The 16,126-nt window shown below is 64.6% G+C and carries 11 protein-coding genes; 2 read left to right on the top strand and 9 right to left on the bottom strand.

Annotated elements, in window-relative coordinates:
- Positions 1 to 702 (bottom strand): response regulator transcription factor, encoded by a 702-nt coding sequence (locus MF4836_RS23315; protein ID WP_020298020.1) that lies wholly within the window; start codon positions 700 to 702, stop codon positions 1 to 3.
- 180 nt (positions 703 to 882) lie between these two features.
- Between MF4836_RS23315 and MF4836_RS23310 the strand changes: the two genes are divergently transcribed.
- Entirely contained in the window at positions 883 to 2,037 is a 1,155-nt protein-coding gene (locus MF4836_RS23310) for an efflux RND transporter periplasmic adaptor subunit (RefSeq protein ID WP_078472258.1), read from the top strand.
- A gap of 12 nt (positions 2,038 to 2,049) precedes the next feature.
- Positions 2,050 to 5,148, top strand: a complete 3,099-nt coding sequence (locus MF4836_RS23305; RefSeq protein WP_078472257.1) for an efflux RND transporter permease subunit — start codon at positions 2,050 to 2,052, stop codon at positions 5,146 to 5,148.
- Between the two features lie 97 nt (positions 5,149 to 5,245).
- On the opposite strand, the gene MF4836_RS23300 is transcribed toward MF4836_RS23305, so the two are convergent.
- The 8 genes from MF4836_RS23300 to praA form a co-directional block, all read right to left on the bottom strand.
- Positions 5,246 to 6,949 (bottom strand): AMP-binding protein, encoded by a 1,704-nt coding sequence (locus tag MF4836_RS23300; RefSeq protein ID WP_078472256.1) that lies wholly within the window; start codon positions 6,947 to 6,949, stop codon positions 5,246 to 5,248.
- Between the two features lie 16 nt (positions 6,950 to 6,965).
- Positions 6,966 to 8,264: an acetyl-CoA C-acetyltransferase gene (locus MF4836_RS23295; RefSeq protein WP_078472255.1), complete on the bottom strand. Its 1,299-nt coding sequence runs from the start codon at positions 8,262 to 8,264 to the stop codon at positions 6,966 to 6,968.
- Positions 8,261 to 9,154, bottom strand: a complete 894-nt coding sequence (locus tag MF4836_RS23290) for a MaoC family dehydratase (RefSeq protein WP_078472254.1) — start codon at positions 9,152 to 9,154, stop codon at positions 8,261 to 8,263. The genes MF4836_RS23295 and MF4836_RS23290 overlap by 4 nt, the downstream gene beginning before the upstream one ends.
- A 3-nt stretch (positions 9,155 to 9,157) precedes the next feature.
- Positions 9,158 to 10,510, bottom strand: a complete 1,353-nt coding sequence (locus tag MF4836_RS23285; RefSeq protein WP_078472253.1) for a 3-oxoacyl-ACP reductase — start codon at positions 10,508 to 10,510, stop codon at positions 9,158 to 9,160.
- A gap of 30 nt (positions 10,511 to 10,540) precedes the next feature.
- A complete protein-coding gene (locus MF4836_RS23280) occupies positions 10,541 to 13,090 on the bottom strand; it encodes an acyl-CoA dehydrogenase (RefSeq protein ID WP_078472252.1) in 2,550 nt (849 codons plus the stop codon).
- A 278-nt stretch (positions 13,091 to 13,368) separates the two neighbouring features.
- A complete protein-coding gene (locus MF4836_RS23275) occupies positions 13,369 to 14,793 on the bottom strand; it encodes an outer membrane protein transport protein (RefSeq protein ID WP_078472251.1) in 1,425 nt (474 codons plus the stop codon).
- A 94-nt stretch (positions 14,794 to 14,887) separates the two neighbouring features.
- Entirely contained in the window at positions 14,888 to 15,415 is a 528-nt protein-coding gene (praB, locus tag MF4836_RS23270) for an alkane oxidation protein activator PraB (protein WP_020298029.1), read from the bottom strand.
- A gap of 129 nt (positions 15,416 to 15,544) precedes the next feature.
- A complete protein-coding gene (gene praA / locus MF4836_RS23265; protein ID WP_078472250.1) occupies positions 15,545 to 16,036 on the bottom strand; it encodes an alkane oxidation protein activator PraA in 492 nt (163 codons plus the stop codon).
- Positions 16,037 to 16,126: the final 90 nt, after the last annotated feature.

The raw sequence follows: 16,126 nt of genomic DNA, 5'->3' as shown, positions 1-16,126 counted from the left end.
TCAGTATTCCCACTCGGAGCGGCTGAACAGGTAGCCCTTGCCCCATACGGTCTTGATCTTGCGCGCCTCGCCGGCGTGGTCGTCGAATTTGCGCCGCAGCTTGGAAATCGCCACGTCCACCGAGCGGTCGGTGCCGTTGAACTCGATGCCGCGCAAGCGTTGCAGGATCTGGTCGCGGCTCAGGACTTCGCCGGCATGCCGCGCCAGCACCACCAGCAGGTTGTATTCACCGCTGGACAGCTCCACCGGCTGCTCGCGCCAGGTCACGCTGCGCTCCGAAAGGTCGATGCACAGGTTGCCCATCAGGATCCGATCGCTGGCGCTCTGAGGTTCGCTGAGGCTGCTGCGGCGCAACAGGGTACGTACCCGGGCCAGCAGGACCCGGGGTTCGCACGGTTTGGTCACGTAGTCGTCGGCGCCCATTTCCAGGCCCAGCACCTGGTCGTGGCTGTCGTCACGGGCGGTGAGCATCAGGATCGGCAGGGTCGCCGAGTCGGAGCGCAACAGGCGACACACCTGCAAGCCGTCGAGCCCGGGCAGCATCAGGTCGAGAATCACCAGGTCCGGCGGGCTGACCCGCGCCCGTTCGCGCACCTGGTCACCGCGGCTGATCACGTTGACCTGGTAGCCGTTGCGCTCCAGGTAGCTGGCGATCAACTCCGACAGCGCGGTGTCGTCTTCGACCAGAAGGATATTGGGCATGGGGACGTCCAGAAATTGCCGACGAGCATGCGGCGAAAGTTCACGAGGGGCACAAAGGATATACAACCTCGGGCCCCAGCGCGTGCCCGCTTCACACTTTTTCACACAGCACCTACAGAGCTTCACAGCGCCCCTTGACCCTTGCCCTTAGCATGCCGGGGTCATTATTGGGGTATCAGCATGTCGAAAAACCTGTTTGCGCAACTTGGCCTGGTCGCCCTGGCCGTGACCCTGAGCGCCTGTGGCCCTTCCGCCGACAGTGAACAACAACCGCCAGCGGCCAAAGTCCGGGTTGAAACCATCGAGGCCCGGCCGCTGTCGATCAGCAGTGAGCTGAGCGGGCGGATTGCCGCGCCGCGCATCGCCGAGGTCCGCGCCCGGGTGGCCGGCGTGGTGCTGCAACGCACCTTCCGCGAGGGCAGTGACGTCAAGCAGGGCCAGGTGCTGTTCCGCATCGACCCGGCGCCGTTCAAGGCCGACCTCGACAGCGCCCTGGCCAGCCTGCGCAAGGCTGAAGCCAATGCGTTCCAGGCACGCTTGCAGGAACAGCGCTACGCCCAACTGGTCGACGACCAGGCCATCAGCGGCCAGGAGTACGACAACGCCCGGGCCAATGCCCGCCAGACCGCCGCTGAGGTCGCGGCCAATCAGGCGGCGGTACAGCGGGCCCGGCTCAACCTGGGCTACGCCACCGTCACTGCGCCGATTTCCGGCCGCGTCGGCCGCGCCCTGGTGACTGAAGGCGCACTGGTCGGGCAGAACGAAACCACGCCCCTGGCGCTGATCCAGCAGCTGGACCCGATCCATGCCGACCTGACCCAGTCGACCCGCGAACTCAATGACCTGCGCCGGGCCTTCCGTGCCGGGCAGTTGCAGCAGGTCGGCCAGGACCAGGCCAAGGCTACCCTGATCCAGGACGACGGCAGCCTCTACCCGCTGCCGGGCAAGCTGTTGTTCGCCGATATCAGCGTCGACCCCAGCACCGGGCAGATTATCCTGCGCAGCGAATTCCCCAACCCTGACCTTGACCTGCTGCCCGGCAGCTTTGTCCGGGTGCGCCTGGAACAGGCGGTGAACCAGCAAGGCATCAGCGTGCCGCAGCGGGCCATCCTGCGCGACAGCGCCGGCATCGCCCAGGTGCTGCTGGTGGACAGCGACCTGCGCGTCAGCCAGCACCCGGTGCAACTGGGCCAGGTGCAGCAGGACCGCTGGATCGTCACCCAGGGCTTGAAACCCGGTGACCGCATTGTGGTTGAAGGCCTGCAACACGCCCGCCCCGGCGAGCAGGTACAGATCGACGACAGCCCTCTCCCCCTCGCCCAGGCTGCTCAGTAGGTAGGAACCCCCATGCCGCAATTCTTTATCGACCGTCCGGTATTCGCCTGGGTGGTCGCGATGTTCATCCTGCTGGCCGGTGCCCTGGCCATTCCGCAATTGCCGGTGGCGCAATACCCCAACGTCGCCCCGCCGCAGGTGGAAATTTACGCCACCTACCCCGGCGCCTCGGCCCAGACCCTGGACGAAAGCGTGGTCAGCCTGATCGAACAGGAACTCAACGGCGCCGATCACCTGCTGTATTTCGAATCCCAGAGCAGTCTCGGCAGCGCCACCATCACCGCCACCTTCCAGCCCGGGACCAACCCGGAGATGGCCCAGGTCGACGTGCAGAACCGGCTCAAGGCGGTCGAGCCACGCCTGCCCCAGGCCGTGACCCAGCAAGGCCTGCAGGTGGAAAAGGTTTCGGCGGGCTTTCTGCTGCTGATCACCCTGACCTCCAGCGACGGACGCCTGGATGACGTGGCCCTGAGCGACTACCTGGCGCGCAACGTGATGAACGAGATCCGCCGCCTGGATGGCGTCGGCAAGGCGCAGCTTTATGGGTCCGAACGGGCGATGCGCATCTGGGTCGACCCGCAGAAACTGATCGGCTTCAACCTGACCCCGGCCGATGTCAGCGCCGCCATCGCCGCGCAGAATGCCCAGGTCTCGGCCGGCAGCATTGGTGACCTGCCGACCCGCTCGACCCAGGAAATCACCGCCTCGATCCTGGTCAAGGGCCAGCTGTCGACGCCCCAAGAGTTCGCCGACATCGTGCTGCGGGCCAATCAGGACGGTTCTACCGTGCGCATCGGCGATGTGGCACGGGTCGAGATCGGCAGCCAGGAGTATCAGTTTTCCACGCGCCTGAACGGCAAGCCGTCGACTGCGGTCAGCGTGCAGCTGACTCCCGGGGCCAATGCCCTGAGCACCGCGACCCGGGTGCGGGCGAAAATGGACGAACTGGCGCGCTACTTCCCGGCCGGTGTGGAATACAAGATCCCCTATGACACCTCGCCCTTCGTCAAGGTCTCGATCACCAAAGTGGTCTACACCCTGGTCGAAGCCATGGTGCTGGTGTTCGCGGTGATGTTCCTGTTCCTGCAGAACATCCGCTACACCCTGATCCCGACCTTGGTAGTGCCCGTGGCGCTGATGGGCACCTTTGCCACCATGTTGCTGCTGGGTTTCTCGATCAACGTGCTGACCATGTTCGGCATGGTGCTGGCCATCGGCATCCTGGTGGATGACGCCATTGTGGTGGTGGAGAACGTCGAACGGATCATGGCCAACGAGGGCCTGTCGCCCAAGGAGGCCACGCGCAAGGCCATGCAGCAGATCACCGGGGCCATTGTCGGCATCACCCTGGTGCTGGTGGCAGTGTTTATCCCCATGGCGTTCATGCCGGGTTCGGTGGGGGTGATCTATCAGCAGTTCTCGCTGTCGATGGCGACCTCGATCCTGTTCTCGGCCTTTCTCGCCCTGACCCTGACCCCGGCGCTATGCGCGACCCTGCTCAAGCCCCTGGCCAAGGGCGAGCACCACGAAAAACGTGGTTTCTTCGGCTGGTTCAACCGCCGCTTTGAACGCCTGAGCGAGGGTTACCAGAGCTGGGTGGTGCACGCGCTGAAACGCAGCGGACGCTACCTGCTGGTGTATGGCGTGCTACTGGTGGGCCTGGGACTGCTGTTCAGCCGCCTGCCCTCCTCGTTCCTGCCGGTGGAAGACCAGGGCTACACCATCACCGATATCCAGTTGCCACCCGGTGCCAGCAAGAACCGCACGGTGCAGGTGGTGGAACAGATCGAAGCGCACAACGCCGGTGAACCCGGGGTTGGCGACAGCACGGTGATCCTTGGCTTCAGCTTCTCCGGCAGCGGGCAGAACGCGGCGCTGGCCTTTACCACCCTCAAGGACTGGTCGTCCCGGGGCAGCGACGATTCGGCGATGTCGATTGCCGATCGGGCCAACGCGGCCCTCAGCGAGATCAAGGACGCGGTGGCCTACGCCGTGTTGCCGCCGCCCATCGACGGCCTGGGCACCTCCAGCGGCTTCGAGTTCCGCTTGCAGGACCGCGGCGGCCTGGGGCATGCGGCGTTGATGGCAGCGCGCAGCGAGTTGCTGGCGGCGGCGGAAAAAAGCCCGATCCTGACCAACGTCCGCGAAAGCGCCCTGGCCGAAGCGCCTCAGGTGCAATTGGAGGTGGACCGCAAGCAGGCCAACGCCCTGGGCATTTCCTTTGCCGATATCGGCAACGTGCTGTCCACGGCCATTGGTTCGGCCTATATCAATGACTTCCCCAACCAGGGCCGCATGCAGCGGGTGGTGGTCCAGGCCGAAGGCGATCAGCGCAGCCAGGTTGCCGACCTGATGAAGATCCACGTGCGCAACAACGCCGGGAAGATGGTGCCGCTGTCGGCCTTCGTCCGCGCGCACTGGGTCCAGGGCCCGGCGCAGCTGACCCGCTACAACGGCTACCCGGCGATCAGCATTTCCGGCGAACCGGCCCCGGGCCACAGCACCGGCGAAGCCATGGCCGAAGTACAGCGCCTGGTGGCGCAACTGCCGACCGGGCTGGGCCAAGAGTGGACCGGGCTGTCGCTGCAGGAACGCCTGTCGGGCAGCCAGGCGCCGATGCTCCTGGGGCTGTCGCTGTTGATCGTGTTCCTGTGCCTGGCGGCGCTGTATGAAAGCTGGTCGATCCCGACGTCGGTGCTGCTGGTGGTGCCACTGGGGGTGCTGGGCGCGGTGTTGGCGGTGTCCTTGCGCGGCATGCCCAACGATGTGTTCTTCAAGGTCGGGCTGATCACCATCATTGGCCTGTCGGCGAAGAACGCGATCCTGATCATCGAGTTCGCCAAGAGCCTGTACGACGAAGGCCACGACCTGGTGGATGCCACGGTGCAAGCGGCGCGCCTGCGGCTGCGGCCGATTGTCATGACCTCCCTGGCGTTTATCCTCGGCGTGGTGCCCCTGGCCATCGCCACCGGCGCCAGCTCGGCAAGCCAGCAAGCCATCGGCACCGGGGTGATCGGCGGCATGATCACCGCGACCCTGGCGGTGATCTTCGTGCCAGTGTTCTTTGTGGTGGTGATGAAACTGGTGGGGCGCCGCAAAACCGACGATTGAGCGGGTCATGGGGGACGCCGCAGGCACACCTGGTGCCTTGCGGCGGTCTTGAGGGCCAGCGTCCGAACGCGGCCCGAGCCTGCAACAGCGCCCCCCCCTAGCGCAGGGCTCTACGCAGCACCTTGCCCACCGTGGTCTTGGGCAACTCTTCGGTGCGGAACTCGACGAAACGCGGCACCTTGTAGCCCGTGAGGTATTCGCGGCAGTGGGCCAGCAGCTGTTCCTGGGTCAGGTTGGGGTCTTTGCGCACCACGAAGATCTTCACCTTCTCGCCGCTTACCCCGTCCTCGACGCCGATCGCCGCCACTTCGGCCACTCCCGGGTGCAGGGCCACCACGTCTTCGATCTCGTTGGGGTAGACGTTGAAACCCGAGACCAGAATCATGTCTTTCTTGCGGTCCACCAGGCGGATGAACCCCTGCTCGTTCATCACCCCGATGTCACCGGTGGACAGCCAGCCATGGCGGTCCAGGACTTTGGCGGTTTCATCCGGGCGCTGCCAGTAGCCCTTCATCACCTGGGGCCCGCGCACCTGCAATTCGCCCTCCTCGCCAAGGTCCGCCAGTTCACCGTCTTCACGCACGAACCGCACCCAGGTCGACGGCAGCGGTACGCCGATGGTGCCGGTGAAATCCCCCTCGCGCATGCGCGCAATGTCGATCGGGCTGATGCTCACCACCGGCGAACACTCGGTCAGGCCGTAACCTTCGATGATCGGCACCCCGGTCACCTCTTTCCAGCGCCGGGCCACCGCCGTATGGGTCGCCATGCCGCCGGCGATTGCCAGTTTCAGCCCGGAAAAATCCCGGCCGCGAAACTCCTCGTTTTCCAGCAGACCGTTGAACAGGGTGTTGACCCCGACAATGCCGCTGAACTTCTCTTTGCGCAGGATCATCTGCACCCGCTTCACGTCCCGGGGGTTGGCGATCAGGATATTGCGCCCGCCCAGGCACATGAACATCAGGCAGTTCACCGTCAGCGACAGCACGTGGTACAGCGGCAACAGGGTGACGTTGGTTTCCTGCTGGTTCTCGTCCAACTGATTGCCGACCCAGGCCTTGGCCTGCATCAGGTTGGCCAGGATATTGCGATGGGTCAGCATCGCGCCCTTGGCATCGCCGGTGGTGCCGCCGGTGTACTGCAAAAAGGCGATGTCGTCGTGCTTGAGCGCAACCGGTTGATGGCTGAGCACGCTGGCCAGTTTCATCAGCTGCGGGAAGCGGATCGACCCCGGCAGGTTGAAGCGCGGCACCTGTTTTTGCACGTGGCGCAGGGCAAAGTTCAGCGCCGCGCCCTTGAAGGTGCCCAGCAGGTCGCCAATGGCGGCAACCACGATGTTTTTCAGGCGGCTGCCGGGCAGCGCCTGCTCCAGGGTGTGGGCGAAGTTTTCAAAGATGACCACGGTCTCGGCGCCGCTGTCTTTGAGCAGGTGCCGGAGTTCATGGGCGGTGTACAGCGGGTTGACGTTGACCACCACCGCCCCGACCAACAGGGTGCCGAACAGGCAGATCGGGTATTGCAGGCAGTTGGGCATCATCAGCGCCACCCGGTCGCCCTTCTTCACCCCCTTCGATTGCAGCCAGGCGGCGAAGGCAAAGACCCGTTTCTCCCACTGGTCATAGCCCATCTCGGTGCCGATGCTGACGTAAGCCACGCGCTGGCGGTATTTCTCCACATGCTCCAGGAACACTTCCCGCAGCGATGGGTAGCGGTCGATCTCGGCTTCGATATCGGTCGGCACGCCCGGCAGATAAGCGTTCAACCAGATGCGTTCAGCGGGGTGCAGGCTTACGACACTCATGGCAGTCTCCTTGTTGTTATTTTTCGACGATGGCGGTAACACCCAGCCCGCCTGCTGCACAGATGGATATCAGGCCTCGGCCGCCACCGCGCTCGGCGATGGCCTTGGCCAGGGTCGCCAGTTGTCGCCCACCGGTGGCGGCAAACGGATGACCGCAACCCAGGGAGCCGCCGTTGACGTTGAGCTTGCTGCGCTCGATGCTGCCCAGGGGCGCCTCCAGCCCGAGCTGGTCACGGCAATAGTCGGGGTCTTCCCAGGCCTTGAGGGTGCACAGCACCTGGGCCGCGAAGGCTTCGTGAATCTCGTAGAAATCAAAGTCCTGCAGGCTCAGGCCTTCCCGGGCCAGCATGCGCGGCACGGCATAGGCCGGGGCCATCAGCAAGCCCTCGGAGCCGTCGACAAAGTTCACCGCCGCCGTCTCCCCGGTGCGCAGGTAGGCCAGCACCGGCAGGTTGTGCGCCGCCGCCCACGCTTCACTGGCCAGCAGCACCACCGAGGCGCCATCGGTCAGGGGCGTCGAATTGCCGGCGGTCAGGGTGCCGTTCTGGCGGTCGTAGGCCGGGCTCAGGCCGGCAAGCTTTTCCAGGCTGGCATCGGCCCGCAGGTTATTGTCCCGGGCCAGGCCACGGTAGGGGGTGATCAGGTCATTGAAGAAACCACGCTGATAGGCCGCCTCCAGCTGCCGATGGCTGTTCAGGGTCAGTTCGTCCTGGGCCAGGCGCTTGATCTGCCAGCGCTTGGCCATTTCTTCGCAGTGCTCGCCCATGGACAGCCCGGTGCGCGGTTCGCCATTGCGCGGCAGCAGGGGTTTGAAAAACATCGCCGGCCGCACCTTGAGCAGGGTCCGCAGCTTGTTGCCAGCGCCCTTGGCCCGATTGGCCTGGAGCAGCGTGCGGCGCATGGATTCATTGATCCCGATCGGCGCATCGGAGGTGGTATCGGCACCGCCGGCGACCCCGACTTCGATCTGCCCCAGGGCGATCTTGTTGGCCACCAGCAACGCCGCCTCCAGCCCGGTGCCACAGGCCTGCTGCACGTCGTAGGCCGGGGTTTGCGCGGACAGAGTGGTGGACAGCAGGGTCTCGCGCGCCAGGTTGAAGTCCCGGGAATGCTTGATCACCGCCCCCGCGGCGAACTCCCCCAGGCGCTGCCCTTGCAGGCCGTAGCGATCCACCAGGCCCTGCAGGGCTGCTACCAGCAGGTCCTGGTTGCTGTCGTCGGCGTACACCGTGTTCGAACGGGCGAATGGAATCCGATTGCCTCCCAGGATCGCCACCCGACGCACCGGCGCCGGGTTGAAACTGTATTCACTCATTGCCCCGCTCCCCAAATAAACAGCCCGCGCATGTGCGGCTTGTCGCCCGCCTGGTTGCGCACTTCAAACTCATGCCGCGATCCGCTTGGCGGCGCGTTCCACAAGGTCACCGCCGCCGGCAGGAAAATCGGCAGCTTGAACTCGCACTCCAGCTGTGCCGCCTCCAGTGCCTGGGGCGGTTGCTGCGCTGCCAGGGCCCGACCCAGGGTCCACATGCCATGGGCGATGGGCCGCCGAAAACCGAACAGGCGTGCCCCCAGCCAGGAGGTGTGGATCGGGTTGAAGTCACCGCTGACCTTGGCGAAGCGCCGCCCCAGGTCCGCCGGCAATGTCCAGCGCTGAGTGCGGCGCAATGCTTCCGGCGCCAGTGCCAGGGCGCCTTGCCAGGGCTCGCCCACCGGCGCCACCACCCCGCGGCGCAGGTACAGGCTGTCGCCCTCCCAGACCAGGCTGCCGTTGCTGTAGCCACGGGTGGCGATGGACAGTGCCTGGCCCTTGGGGTGCGCCAGCCAGCGTTCGGCGAAGACTTCCAGGCGCAGGGCCTGGCCTTCTTCCAGGGGCTGGTACTGCCGAATGCGATTGGCCAGGTGCACCATGCCGCTGGCCGGGTAGGCAAAGCTCGGGCGGGTCAGCAGCAACAGGTGCAGGGGAAAGGCCAGGGTGTGGGGAAACGACAGCGGCACCCCATGCTCGCGACGAAAGCCGCAGGCCTGGGCGTAGCGCGCCACCTCTGCGGCCTGCAGCTCCACCGCCGGGCGTACCAGGCGCTCGGCGGGCAACGGCGGCGCAGCGTCCGGCTTGGGTTTGCGCAGGCTGCGCAGACCGTCGTAGAGCAATTGGCCCCGGGACGGCAGCGGCTCGATGATACGAATGGCAGAGTCGACAGTCATGGCTCAGGCTCCCAGCAGGCTTTGGCCGCAGACACGGACCACCTGCCCATTGATCCCGCCCGAGGCCGGATGGGCCAGCCAGGCGATGGTCTGTGCCACATCCACCGCTTGCCCACCCTGGGACAGTGAGTTCATGCGGCGCCCGGCCTCGCGGATCAGCAACGGGATCTTGGCGGTCATCTGGGTCTCGATAAACCCCGGCGCCACGCCATTGACCGTGACCTGCTGCCGCGCCGCCAAAGGCGCCAGGCTTTGCACCAGGCCAATCACCCCGGCCTTGGACGTGGCGTAGTTGGTCTGCCCGAGGTTGCCGGCGATCCCGGAGATCGACGACACACAGACAATCCGCCCCCCCGGGTTCAGGCCCTGGCCCTCCAGCAGCGCCTGGCTCAGCAGCAGCGGCGCCTCCAGATTGACCGCCAGCACCTGGCGCCAGGCCGCCTCGGTCATCTTGGCCAGGGTCTTGTCCTGGGTGATGCCGGCGTTGTGCACCACGATGTCGAACGCCCCATGCTCACCGACAAACCCCAGCAACTGGCTGCCGGCCTCGGCGGCGGTGATGTCCAGGGCCAGCGCGCTGCCCTCCACCGCGGTTGCCGCCTGCTGCAAGGCTGCTGCGTTCTGCGGGATATCCAGGCACACCACGTGCGCGCCCTCGCCTGCCAGCACCTGGGCGATGGCCAGGCCAATGCCGCGACTGGCTCCGGTCACCAGCGCCCGGCGTCCGGCCAGGGGCTGGTCCCAGGCGATGGGCTTGGGCACGTCCACCGGTTCGGCGATCCGCACCACCTGCCCCGAAACGTAGGCCGAACGTCGCGACAAAAAGAACCGCAGGCTGCTGTCCAGCTCGGCCTCAGCCCCCGGTTCCACATACAGCAACTGCACAGTAATCGCCCGGCGCAGCTCCTTGCCCAGGGAACGCACAAAACCTTCCAAGGCCCGTTGCACCACGGCCTGCGCCAGTTCCTTGCACTGCTCGGGCGGCGTGCCCAGCACCAGCACCCGGCCATGGGCGCCAAGGCGCCGCACATTGGCATGGAAGAAGCGATACAGCTCATCCAGCTGGGCGATATCGCGCAGGCCGCTGGCATCGAATACCGCGCCCTGGACCTTGACCGTGGACGGCGCCTTGATGCTCGCCGCCTGGGCCGCCACGGTATCGGTGGCGGCGAAGATCCGTTGCAGCTCGCCCAGCAACCGGCCCTCGGACCCGCTAGCGAGAATCACCGGGTTGACCAGATTGCCGCCCTGCCCCTCGCGCTGGCGTTGCAGGGCCAAGGGTTGCGGCAGGCCCGCGGTTTGCGCGAGCCGGCGCCCCCAAGGGGAATTGACGAACGAAAGATAACCGTCAGACATGGAGAAACCCCGTTAAAAAGCCGAAAAACCTCAAGAGAGCGCGTCGCTCGACACCGCCGAATCTTCACTGCTGGCCACCCGACGCCGGGACGTGGCCTTGCCGGCCTGGTCGAAGTGCGCCTGGCGCTGCTGCAAGGCTTCGAGCAGACCGAAGTCCTGCGGGAAGTCATCGACCTGGATCGCATGGTCGCCGTACTCGACATAGCGCCCGAGCAGTTCGTCCTCGTCGCTGCTGATCAGTTGCGCCTCCAGGGCCTTGGCACGCCAGATGACAAACGCCTCACGGGAGATCGGCAGCGGCGCCAGGCTGCCCTGCTTGATCAGCGGCTTGAGCCGGGCCTCGATCAGGTCGACTTGGGGTTGCAAGCGGAACGCCAGTTCGCCGTAGGCCAGCTTGTCGATATCGGCCTGGGGAATGTAGGAGTCGGCCAGCAGGCGGTCGCGGGTTGCCCCCGGGATCTGCACCAGCTCGGCAACCTGGGCCAGCAGCCGGTCAGACGGTTTGCGCTGGGGAATCCCCAACGGAAAGCTCAAGCCCCTAATCACCCGGGCCGCAGCCTTGGACGGGTAATTGTCGAGCACCTCGGCCAGGGCTTCATGGGCCCGGAGCAAGGCATCCTGGGCCGCCCAATGCACCAGCGGCAGGTCGGCCTGGGGCCGGCCATCGTCCTCGAAGCGCTTCAAGACGCAGGACAAGATGTACAACTGGGAAAGAATGTCCCCCAGGCGGCCGGTGATGCTTTCCTTGCGCTTGAGGGCGCCACCCAGCACGCCCATGGAAATATCCGAGGCCAGGGCCAGCACCACCGACAGCCGATTGATCTGCCGGTAGTAAGGGGCCAGGGCCTTGTCGGTATTGCCCGGTGCCTTGAGCAGGCGCCCGCCGGTCAAGCCGTGCACACCGGCGCGCACGCTGTTGGCGATAAAGAAGCTGATGTGGCCGAACATCGCGCTGTCGAAGGCTTCCAGCCCTTGGCGACCGGGATCCCGGGCAGCTTCCATTTCACGGAACACATAGGGATGGCAACGGATCAGGCCCTGGCCATAGATGATCAAGCAGCGGGTCATGATGTTCGCGCCTTCCACGGTGATCGCAATCGGGCTCTGCTGGTAGGCGCGGGCCAGGAAGTTATTGGGCCCCATGCAAATGCCCTTGCCGGCGACGATGTCCATACCGTCGTTGACGATGATTCGTGCGCGCTCAGTGACGTGGTACTTGGCGATGGCCGAGATCACCGAGGGTTTTTCCCCGGCATCCAGGGACGCCACCGAGACCTTGCGCACCGCATCGCAGGCATACAGATGCCCGGCCATGCGTGCCAGCGGCGCCTGCACCCCTTCGAACTTGCCGATGGGCAGGCCGAACTGCTTGCGCATCGCCGCATAGGCGGTGGTGCCGCGCACCGCGACCTTGCCCAGGCCGACGTTGGCCGATGGCAGGGAAATCGCCCGCCCGGCCGCCAGGCACTCCATCAACATGCGCCAGCCGTTGCCGACCTGGTCGGCGCCGCCGATCACCCATTCCAGGGGGATAAACACATCCTTGCCCTGGGTCGGGCCGTTCTGGAACACCGCGTTCAACGGCCAGTGCCGACGCCCGCTCTGCACCCCGGGGTGACTGGTAGGGATCAGCGCGCAGGTAATGCCCAGGCTGCCCTTCTTGCCCAGCAGGCCGTCCGGGTCTTCGGCGCGGAAGGCCAGGCCCAGCACCGTGGCAATCGGTCCCAGGGTGATGTAGCGCTTGTCCCAGGTGACGCTGAAACCCAGGACTTCCTGGCCTTCATGCAGGCCCTTGCAGACGATCCCCAGATCGGGAATCGCCCCGGCATCGGAACCGGCGTAGGGGCTGGTCAGGGCAAAGCACGGGATGTCTTCGCCCCGGGCCAGGCGCGGCAGGTAGTGCTGGCGCTGGGCTTCGGTGCCGTAGTGCAGCAGCAATTCGGCGGGGCCCAGGGAGTTGGGCACCATCACCGAGATCGCCGCCGCCGAGCAACGGGTCGAAAGCTTCATCACCACCTGGGAATGGGCGTAATGGGAGAAGCCCTTGCCGCCGTATTGCTTGGGAATGATCATCCCCAGGAAGCCGGCGTCCTTGGTGTATTGCCAGGCCTGGGGCGACAGGTCCTGCCAGATCTGGGTGGTCTCCCAGTCGTTGGCGATGTCGCACAGCTTCTCCACTTCGGTGTCGAGGAACGCCTGCTCCTCGACACTCAGCGCCGCCGGTGCGGCCTGCAGCAGGCGCTCCCAGCGCGGCGTACCGCTGAACAGCTCGGCATCCCACCAGACACTGCCGGACTCGATGGCCGCACGCTCGGTCTCGGACATCGCCGGCATGATCTGCCGGAACAGGCCCAGGGCCTTGCGCGTCAGCAGGGTGCGGCGCAGGGGTTTGAGGCTGAGGATCGCCGCCGGCACGACCACCAGCAGCGCCCCCAGGATCAGGCCCAGCGAAGCCGCCAGGTCAAACAGATAACCGGCCGCCAGCCAGACCAGGCCAGCACCCAGCCACATGGCCGCAGCCGCCTGCCGATAGGCCAGTGTGAGCGCCGCAGCGAGTCCCACCAATAACCAGACAATCATGGAATACCTCTCTTGGTTCGTGCAGACAACCCGTGGAAACCTGGGCGTTGTGCCGGCTTCTCGAAGATCACCCTACAAAGGATAGATAGACGTTTCAAATTTTATTTTTAAATATTTATTTAGTGTTTTGGCGAAATGATAACGGCCGAACAACGTCAGCCTCGGGCTTGCAAAGAGTTGATCAGAAATGGGTCGCCAGTGCCTTTTCAGGCTACGGCAATACAGGCAACCCTGTACCGCCGCATGCCCATGCACCGGGGTGGATCAGAGAGTGGCGATCAGAAGTTGTAGGTGGCAGACACGCTGACCACTTCACCCTTCGCGTCCACCTTGCCGTCGAGCCGCGAGCCGCCAAGGCGGTCCTGATTCACGGTTTTGATCCGGGCTTCCTTGACGAATTGCCGCGAGTACGCGCCATCGATCACCAGCCCCGGAATCGCCTTGATGTCATAACCAAACCCCAGGGACGTGAACCAGCGATCGTTGTCGGGAATACGTGGGTCGCGGGTAGAATTGCGGGTCGGGGTCTCATCGAATGCCACACCGGCACGCAAGGTCAGTTGGTCGGTGAACCGGTAGTCGCCCCCCAGGGAGTACATCATGCTGTCTTTGTAGTTGTAGGGGATCGCGATGATGGTGGCGCCGTTGGACTTGAGCGTCAGGTCCTTGAACGACGACCACTGGGTCCAGGTCGCACTGGCGCCCAGGGTCAGGCGATCGTTGAACACGTGCACCCAGTCCAGGCCGGCGGTAGCCGGTACATCCAGCTGGGTTTCGGCATTGGCACCGTCCGGATACAACTTGAGCCCCGGATAGGCCAGCTCGATCAGCGTGTTGCCGTTGTTGTCGGTATCGGTCATGAAGCTGCGGCCGATCGCATCGGCTCGGATGTTGTACTTACCCTCCATCTTGTTCTTGATCTTGGCGTGGTAATTCAGGCCGAGGGTGTCTTGCTCGGTGGGCTTCCAGGTAACGCCGGTAAACCAGCCAACCGAGGTGTTGTCCACCTTGACTCGCATCAGGTTGGCGCCCACGCCGGAAGGTGCCCCGGGCAGAATCGACATCCCCGCCGCGCCAGAGACGTTGAGGTTCTGGCTGACGAAGCCCTTGCTGTGCTGGACGATGGCGCCCAGGCCGAGGGAGAACTGATCGTTGACCTTGAATGACAAGGACCCGGTCAAACCCACCGTCTCGATTTTGGTGTCGACCGCGAAGTCGCGGCCCTTCCAGCCTTCATCCCAGGTGCTGCGCATACCCAGCGGCACAACCTGGCTGAGACCGAACGCAAAGCGATCGTTGATTGGCATCACCAGGAAGCCCGTCGGCAGCCAGGCCGTAAACCCGCCCTCGCCGCCGTCACCCGAGAGAGGCGTCGAGTTGCCAAAGTCGTCTACCGGCGCAGTGGATGCCGGGTTGCCTAGATAGTCGTAGGCATCGCCTTTGTATTTGAGATTGATCCGCGCGTAGTCCACCGTCATCTGCGCCACGTTGTGGTCGATGAACGCCATGGCCGCCGGGTTGTTGAAGGCGGCACTGGGGTCATTCTTGAACAGGGAGCCGCCGCCGAAGGCGCGACCCCATCCCGGTGCACCGTAAGTGGGGGTAGAAAAGCCGCCGGCCTGAGCCTGACTGCCGACTGCCATGCAACCCGCTACCAAGGCCAGCCCCAAAAGCGCCTGTGCCTGTTGTTTCTTATTATTCATGCCCCACTCCTTATTATTCTTGAGCACTGCTTATCCGACCTGGACAAACGCCCGGTTACGGGCGTTTGCCTTGCAACATTGATCAATCGAATGCTTACGGGTTGGTGACACTCAACTTCGGCGCAGTGGCCGACAGCGACACGATTGTGCAGTTGCCGGTCAGGCCGATATTGCTTCCGGAAAGGGTCTTGGTGCTCTCATTCCAGGTCACCGCGATGGTGTTAGGCCCGCAGTTGGTGGAAGGGAACGACGCGATGGTGTAACCCACGTTGGTCACGGTGCCGTTGGTCAGCGACGAGGCAGTCAGCACCCAGCCCGGCGACGGAATGTTTTTCAGCACAGGCAATGCACAGAGGCCGCCACCGGTCAGGCTCGCGCCGTTGATGGTGGCAATCCCGCCCGACACGTTGCCGGTAAAGGTGATGCCGCAGGTGACAGGGGCTTGCAGCGACGATGGCGACTTGACCACGATCTGCCCGGCCGAAGTCGAGAATGGACCGTCCACCGGACCGGTTGGAGCGTCTGGATCCTTGATGATGATGCTCGCGGCACTGGCCATGGATGCAGCGCCCAGGCAAACAGCGATAGCAGCAGCAGAAACGAGGGTTTTGATGCCTTTCATTGTTATTTTTCCTCACATGTATGGCGATTCATTTCGCCGGGTTAATGGCCTCGGGTGAGACAACACGGAGTACAACGACAGCGACCGAGCTTCCCTTTCAGCCAAATCTCAAATTCTGTGGGTCAGTGTTCAGGGCACGACGCGAAAGGTCGGCGGCATCTGGATCGACACGGTCTTGATGGTGCAGCCGCCGTCCAGCGCCACCTGGGACGCCTGGAGCTTGCCGCTGCTGTTGTTCCAGCTGCCTTCGGCGGTGGTCGGGCCGCAATCGCCGCCCACCAGGGGCGCATTGACGGTGACCTGGATCCCGGACATGGCGCCGCTGGTCTCATCCTTGGCCACCAGCTTCCAGGGCAGATGGGTGGCCTCGACCTGGCCGCACTTGAAACCGCCGCTGAAGCCGACCTTCTCCACGCTGGCAAAGGCGCCGTCGGGGCTGACCTTGCCGCTGACTTCAATGGTGCAATCGGCGTTGATGATGCTTTTAGCGAAACTGATGGGGCCCTTGGCCGTGAAATCGCTGCCGGCGGGTTCGATCCGCGCGGCTTGCGCCTGGCTGTAGGCAACCAGGCCGAACGCGGCCAGTACCAGAGGGGCAGCCAATTTGGCGGTGATCAGCATGATGAGGTCCTTCCCTTTATTTATTGTTGTTGAGGGCAAGCCACTTTCTTCAAACTTCAGGGCGCTCGAAATCGACGAATCCGGGGCGAT

The sequence above is a fragment of the Pseudomonas sp. MF4836 genome, assembly GCF_002018875.1.
Lineage (GTDB): Bacteria > Pseudomonadota > Gammaproteobacteria > Pseudomonadales > Pseudomonadaceae > Aquipseudomonas.
The sequence above is the reverse complement of the archived record's forward strand: the minus strand, read 5'-3'. Positions and strand labels throughout refer to the sequence as shown.

What these genes read in the sequence shown, in the direction of transcription:
- MF4836_RS23295 (WP_078472255.1), bottom strand. Translation starts at nt 8,264, where the DNA reads ATGAGTGAATACAGTTTCAACCCGGCGCCGGTGCGTCGGGTGGCGATC.
- praB (WP_020298029.1), bottom strand. Translation starts at nt 15,415, where the DNA reads ATGAAAGGCATCAAAACCCTCGTTTCTGCTGCTGCTATCGCTGTTTGC.
- MF4836_RS23300 (WP_078472256.1), bottom strand. Translation starts at nt 6,949, where the DNA reads ATGAGTGTCGTAAGCCTGCACCCCGCTGAACGCATCTGGTTGAACGCT.
- MF4836_RS23285 (WP_078472253.1), bottom strand. Translation starts at nt 10,510, where the DNA reads ATGTCTGACGGTTATCTTTCGTTCGTCAATTCCCCTTGGGGGCGCCGG.
- MF4836_RS23315 (WP_020298020.1), bottom strand. Translation starts at nt 702, where the DNA reads ATGCCCAATATCCTTCTGGTCGAAGACGACACCGCGCTGTCGGAGTTG.
- MF4836_RS23280 (WP_078472252.1), bottom strand. Translation starts at nt 13,090, where the DNA reads ATGATTGTCTGGTTATTGGTGGGACTCGCTGCGGCGCTCACACTGGCC.
- MF4836_RS23305 (WP_078472257.1), top strand. Translation starts at nt 2,050, where the DNA reads ATGCCGCAATTCTTTATCGACCGTCCGGTATTCGCCTGGGTGGTCGCG.
- praA (WP_078472250.1), bottom strand. Translation starts at nt 16,036, where the DNA reads ATGCTGATCACCGCCAAATTGGCTGCCCCTCTGGTACTGGCCGCGTTC.
- MF4836_RS23290 (WP_078472254.1), bottom strand. Translation starts at nt 9,154, where the DNA reads ATGACTGTCGACTCTGCCATTCGTATCATCGAGCCGCTGCCGTCCCGG.
- MF4836_RS23275 (WP_078472251.1), bottom strand. Translation starts at nt 14,793, where the DNA reads ATGAATAATAAGAAACAACAGGCACAGGCGCTTTTGGGGCTGGCCTTG.
- MF4836_RS23310 (WP_078472258.1), top strand. Translation starts at nt 883, where the DNA reads ATGTCGAAAAACCTGTTTGCGCAACTTGGCCTGGTCGCCCTGGCCGTG.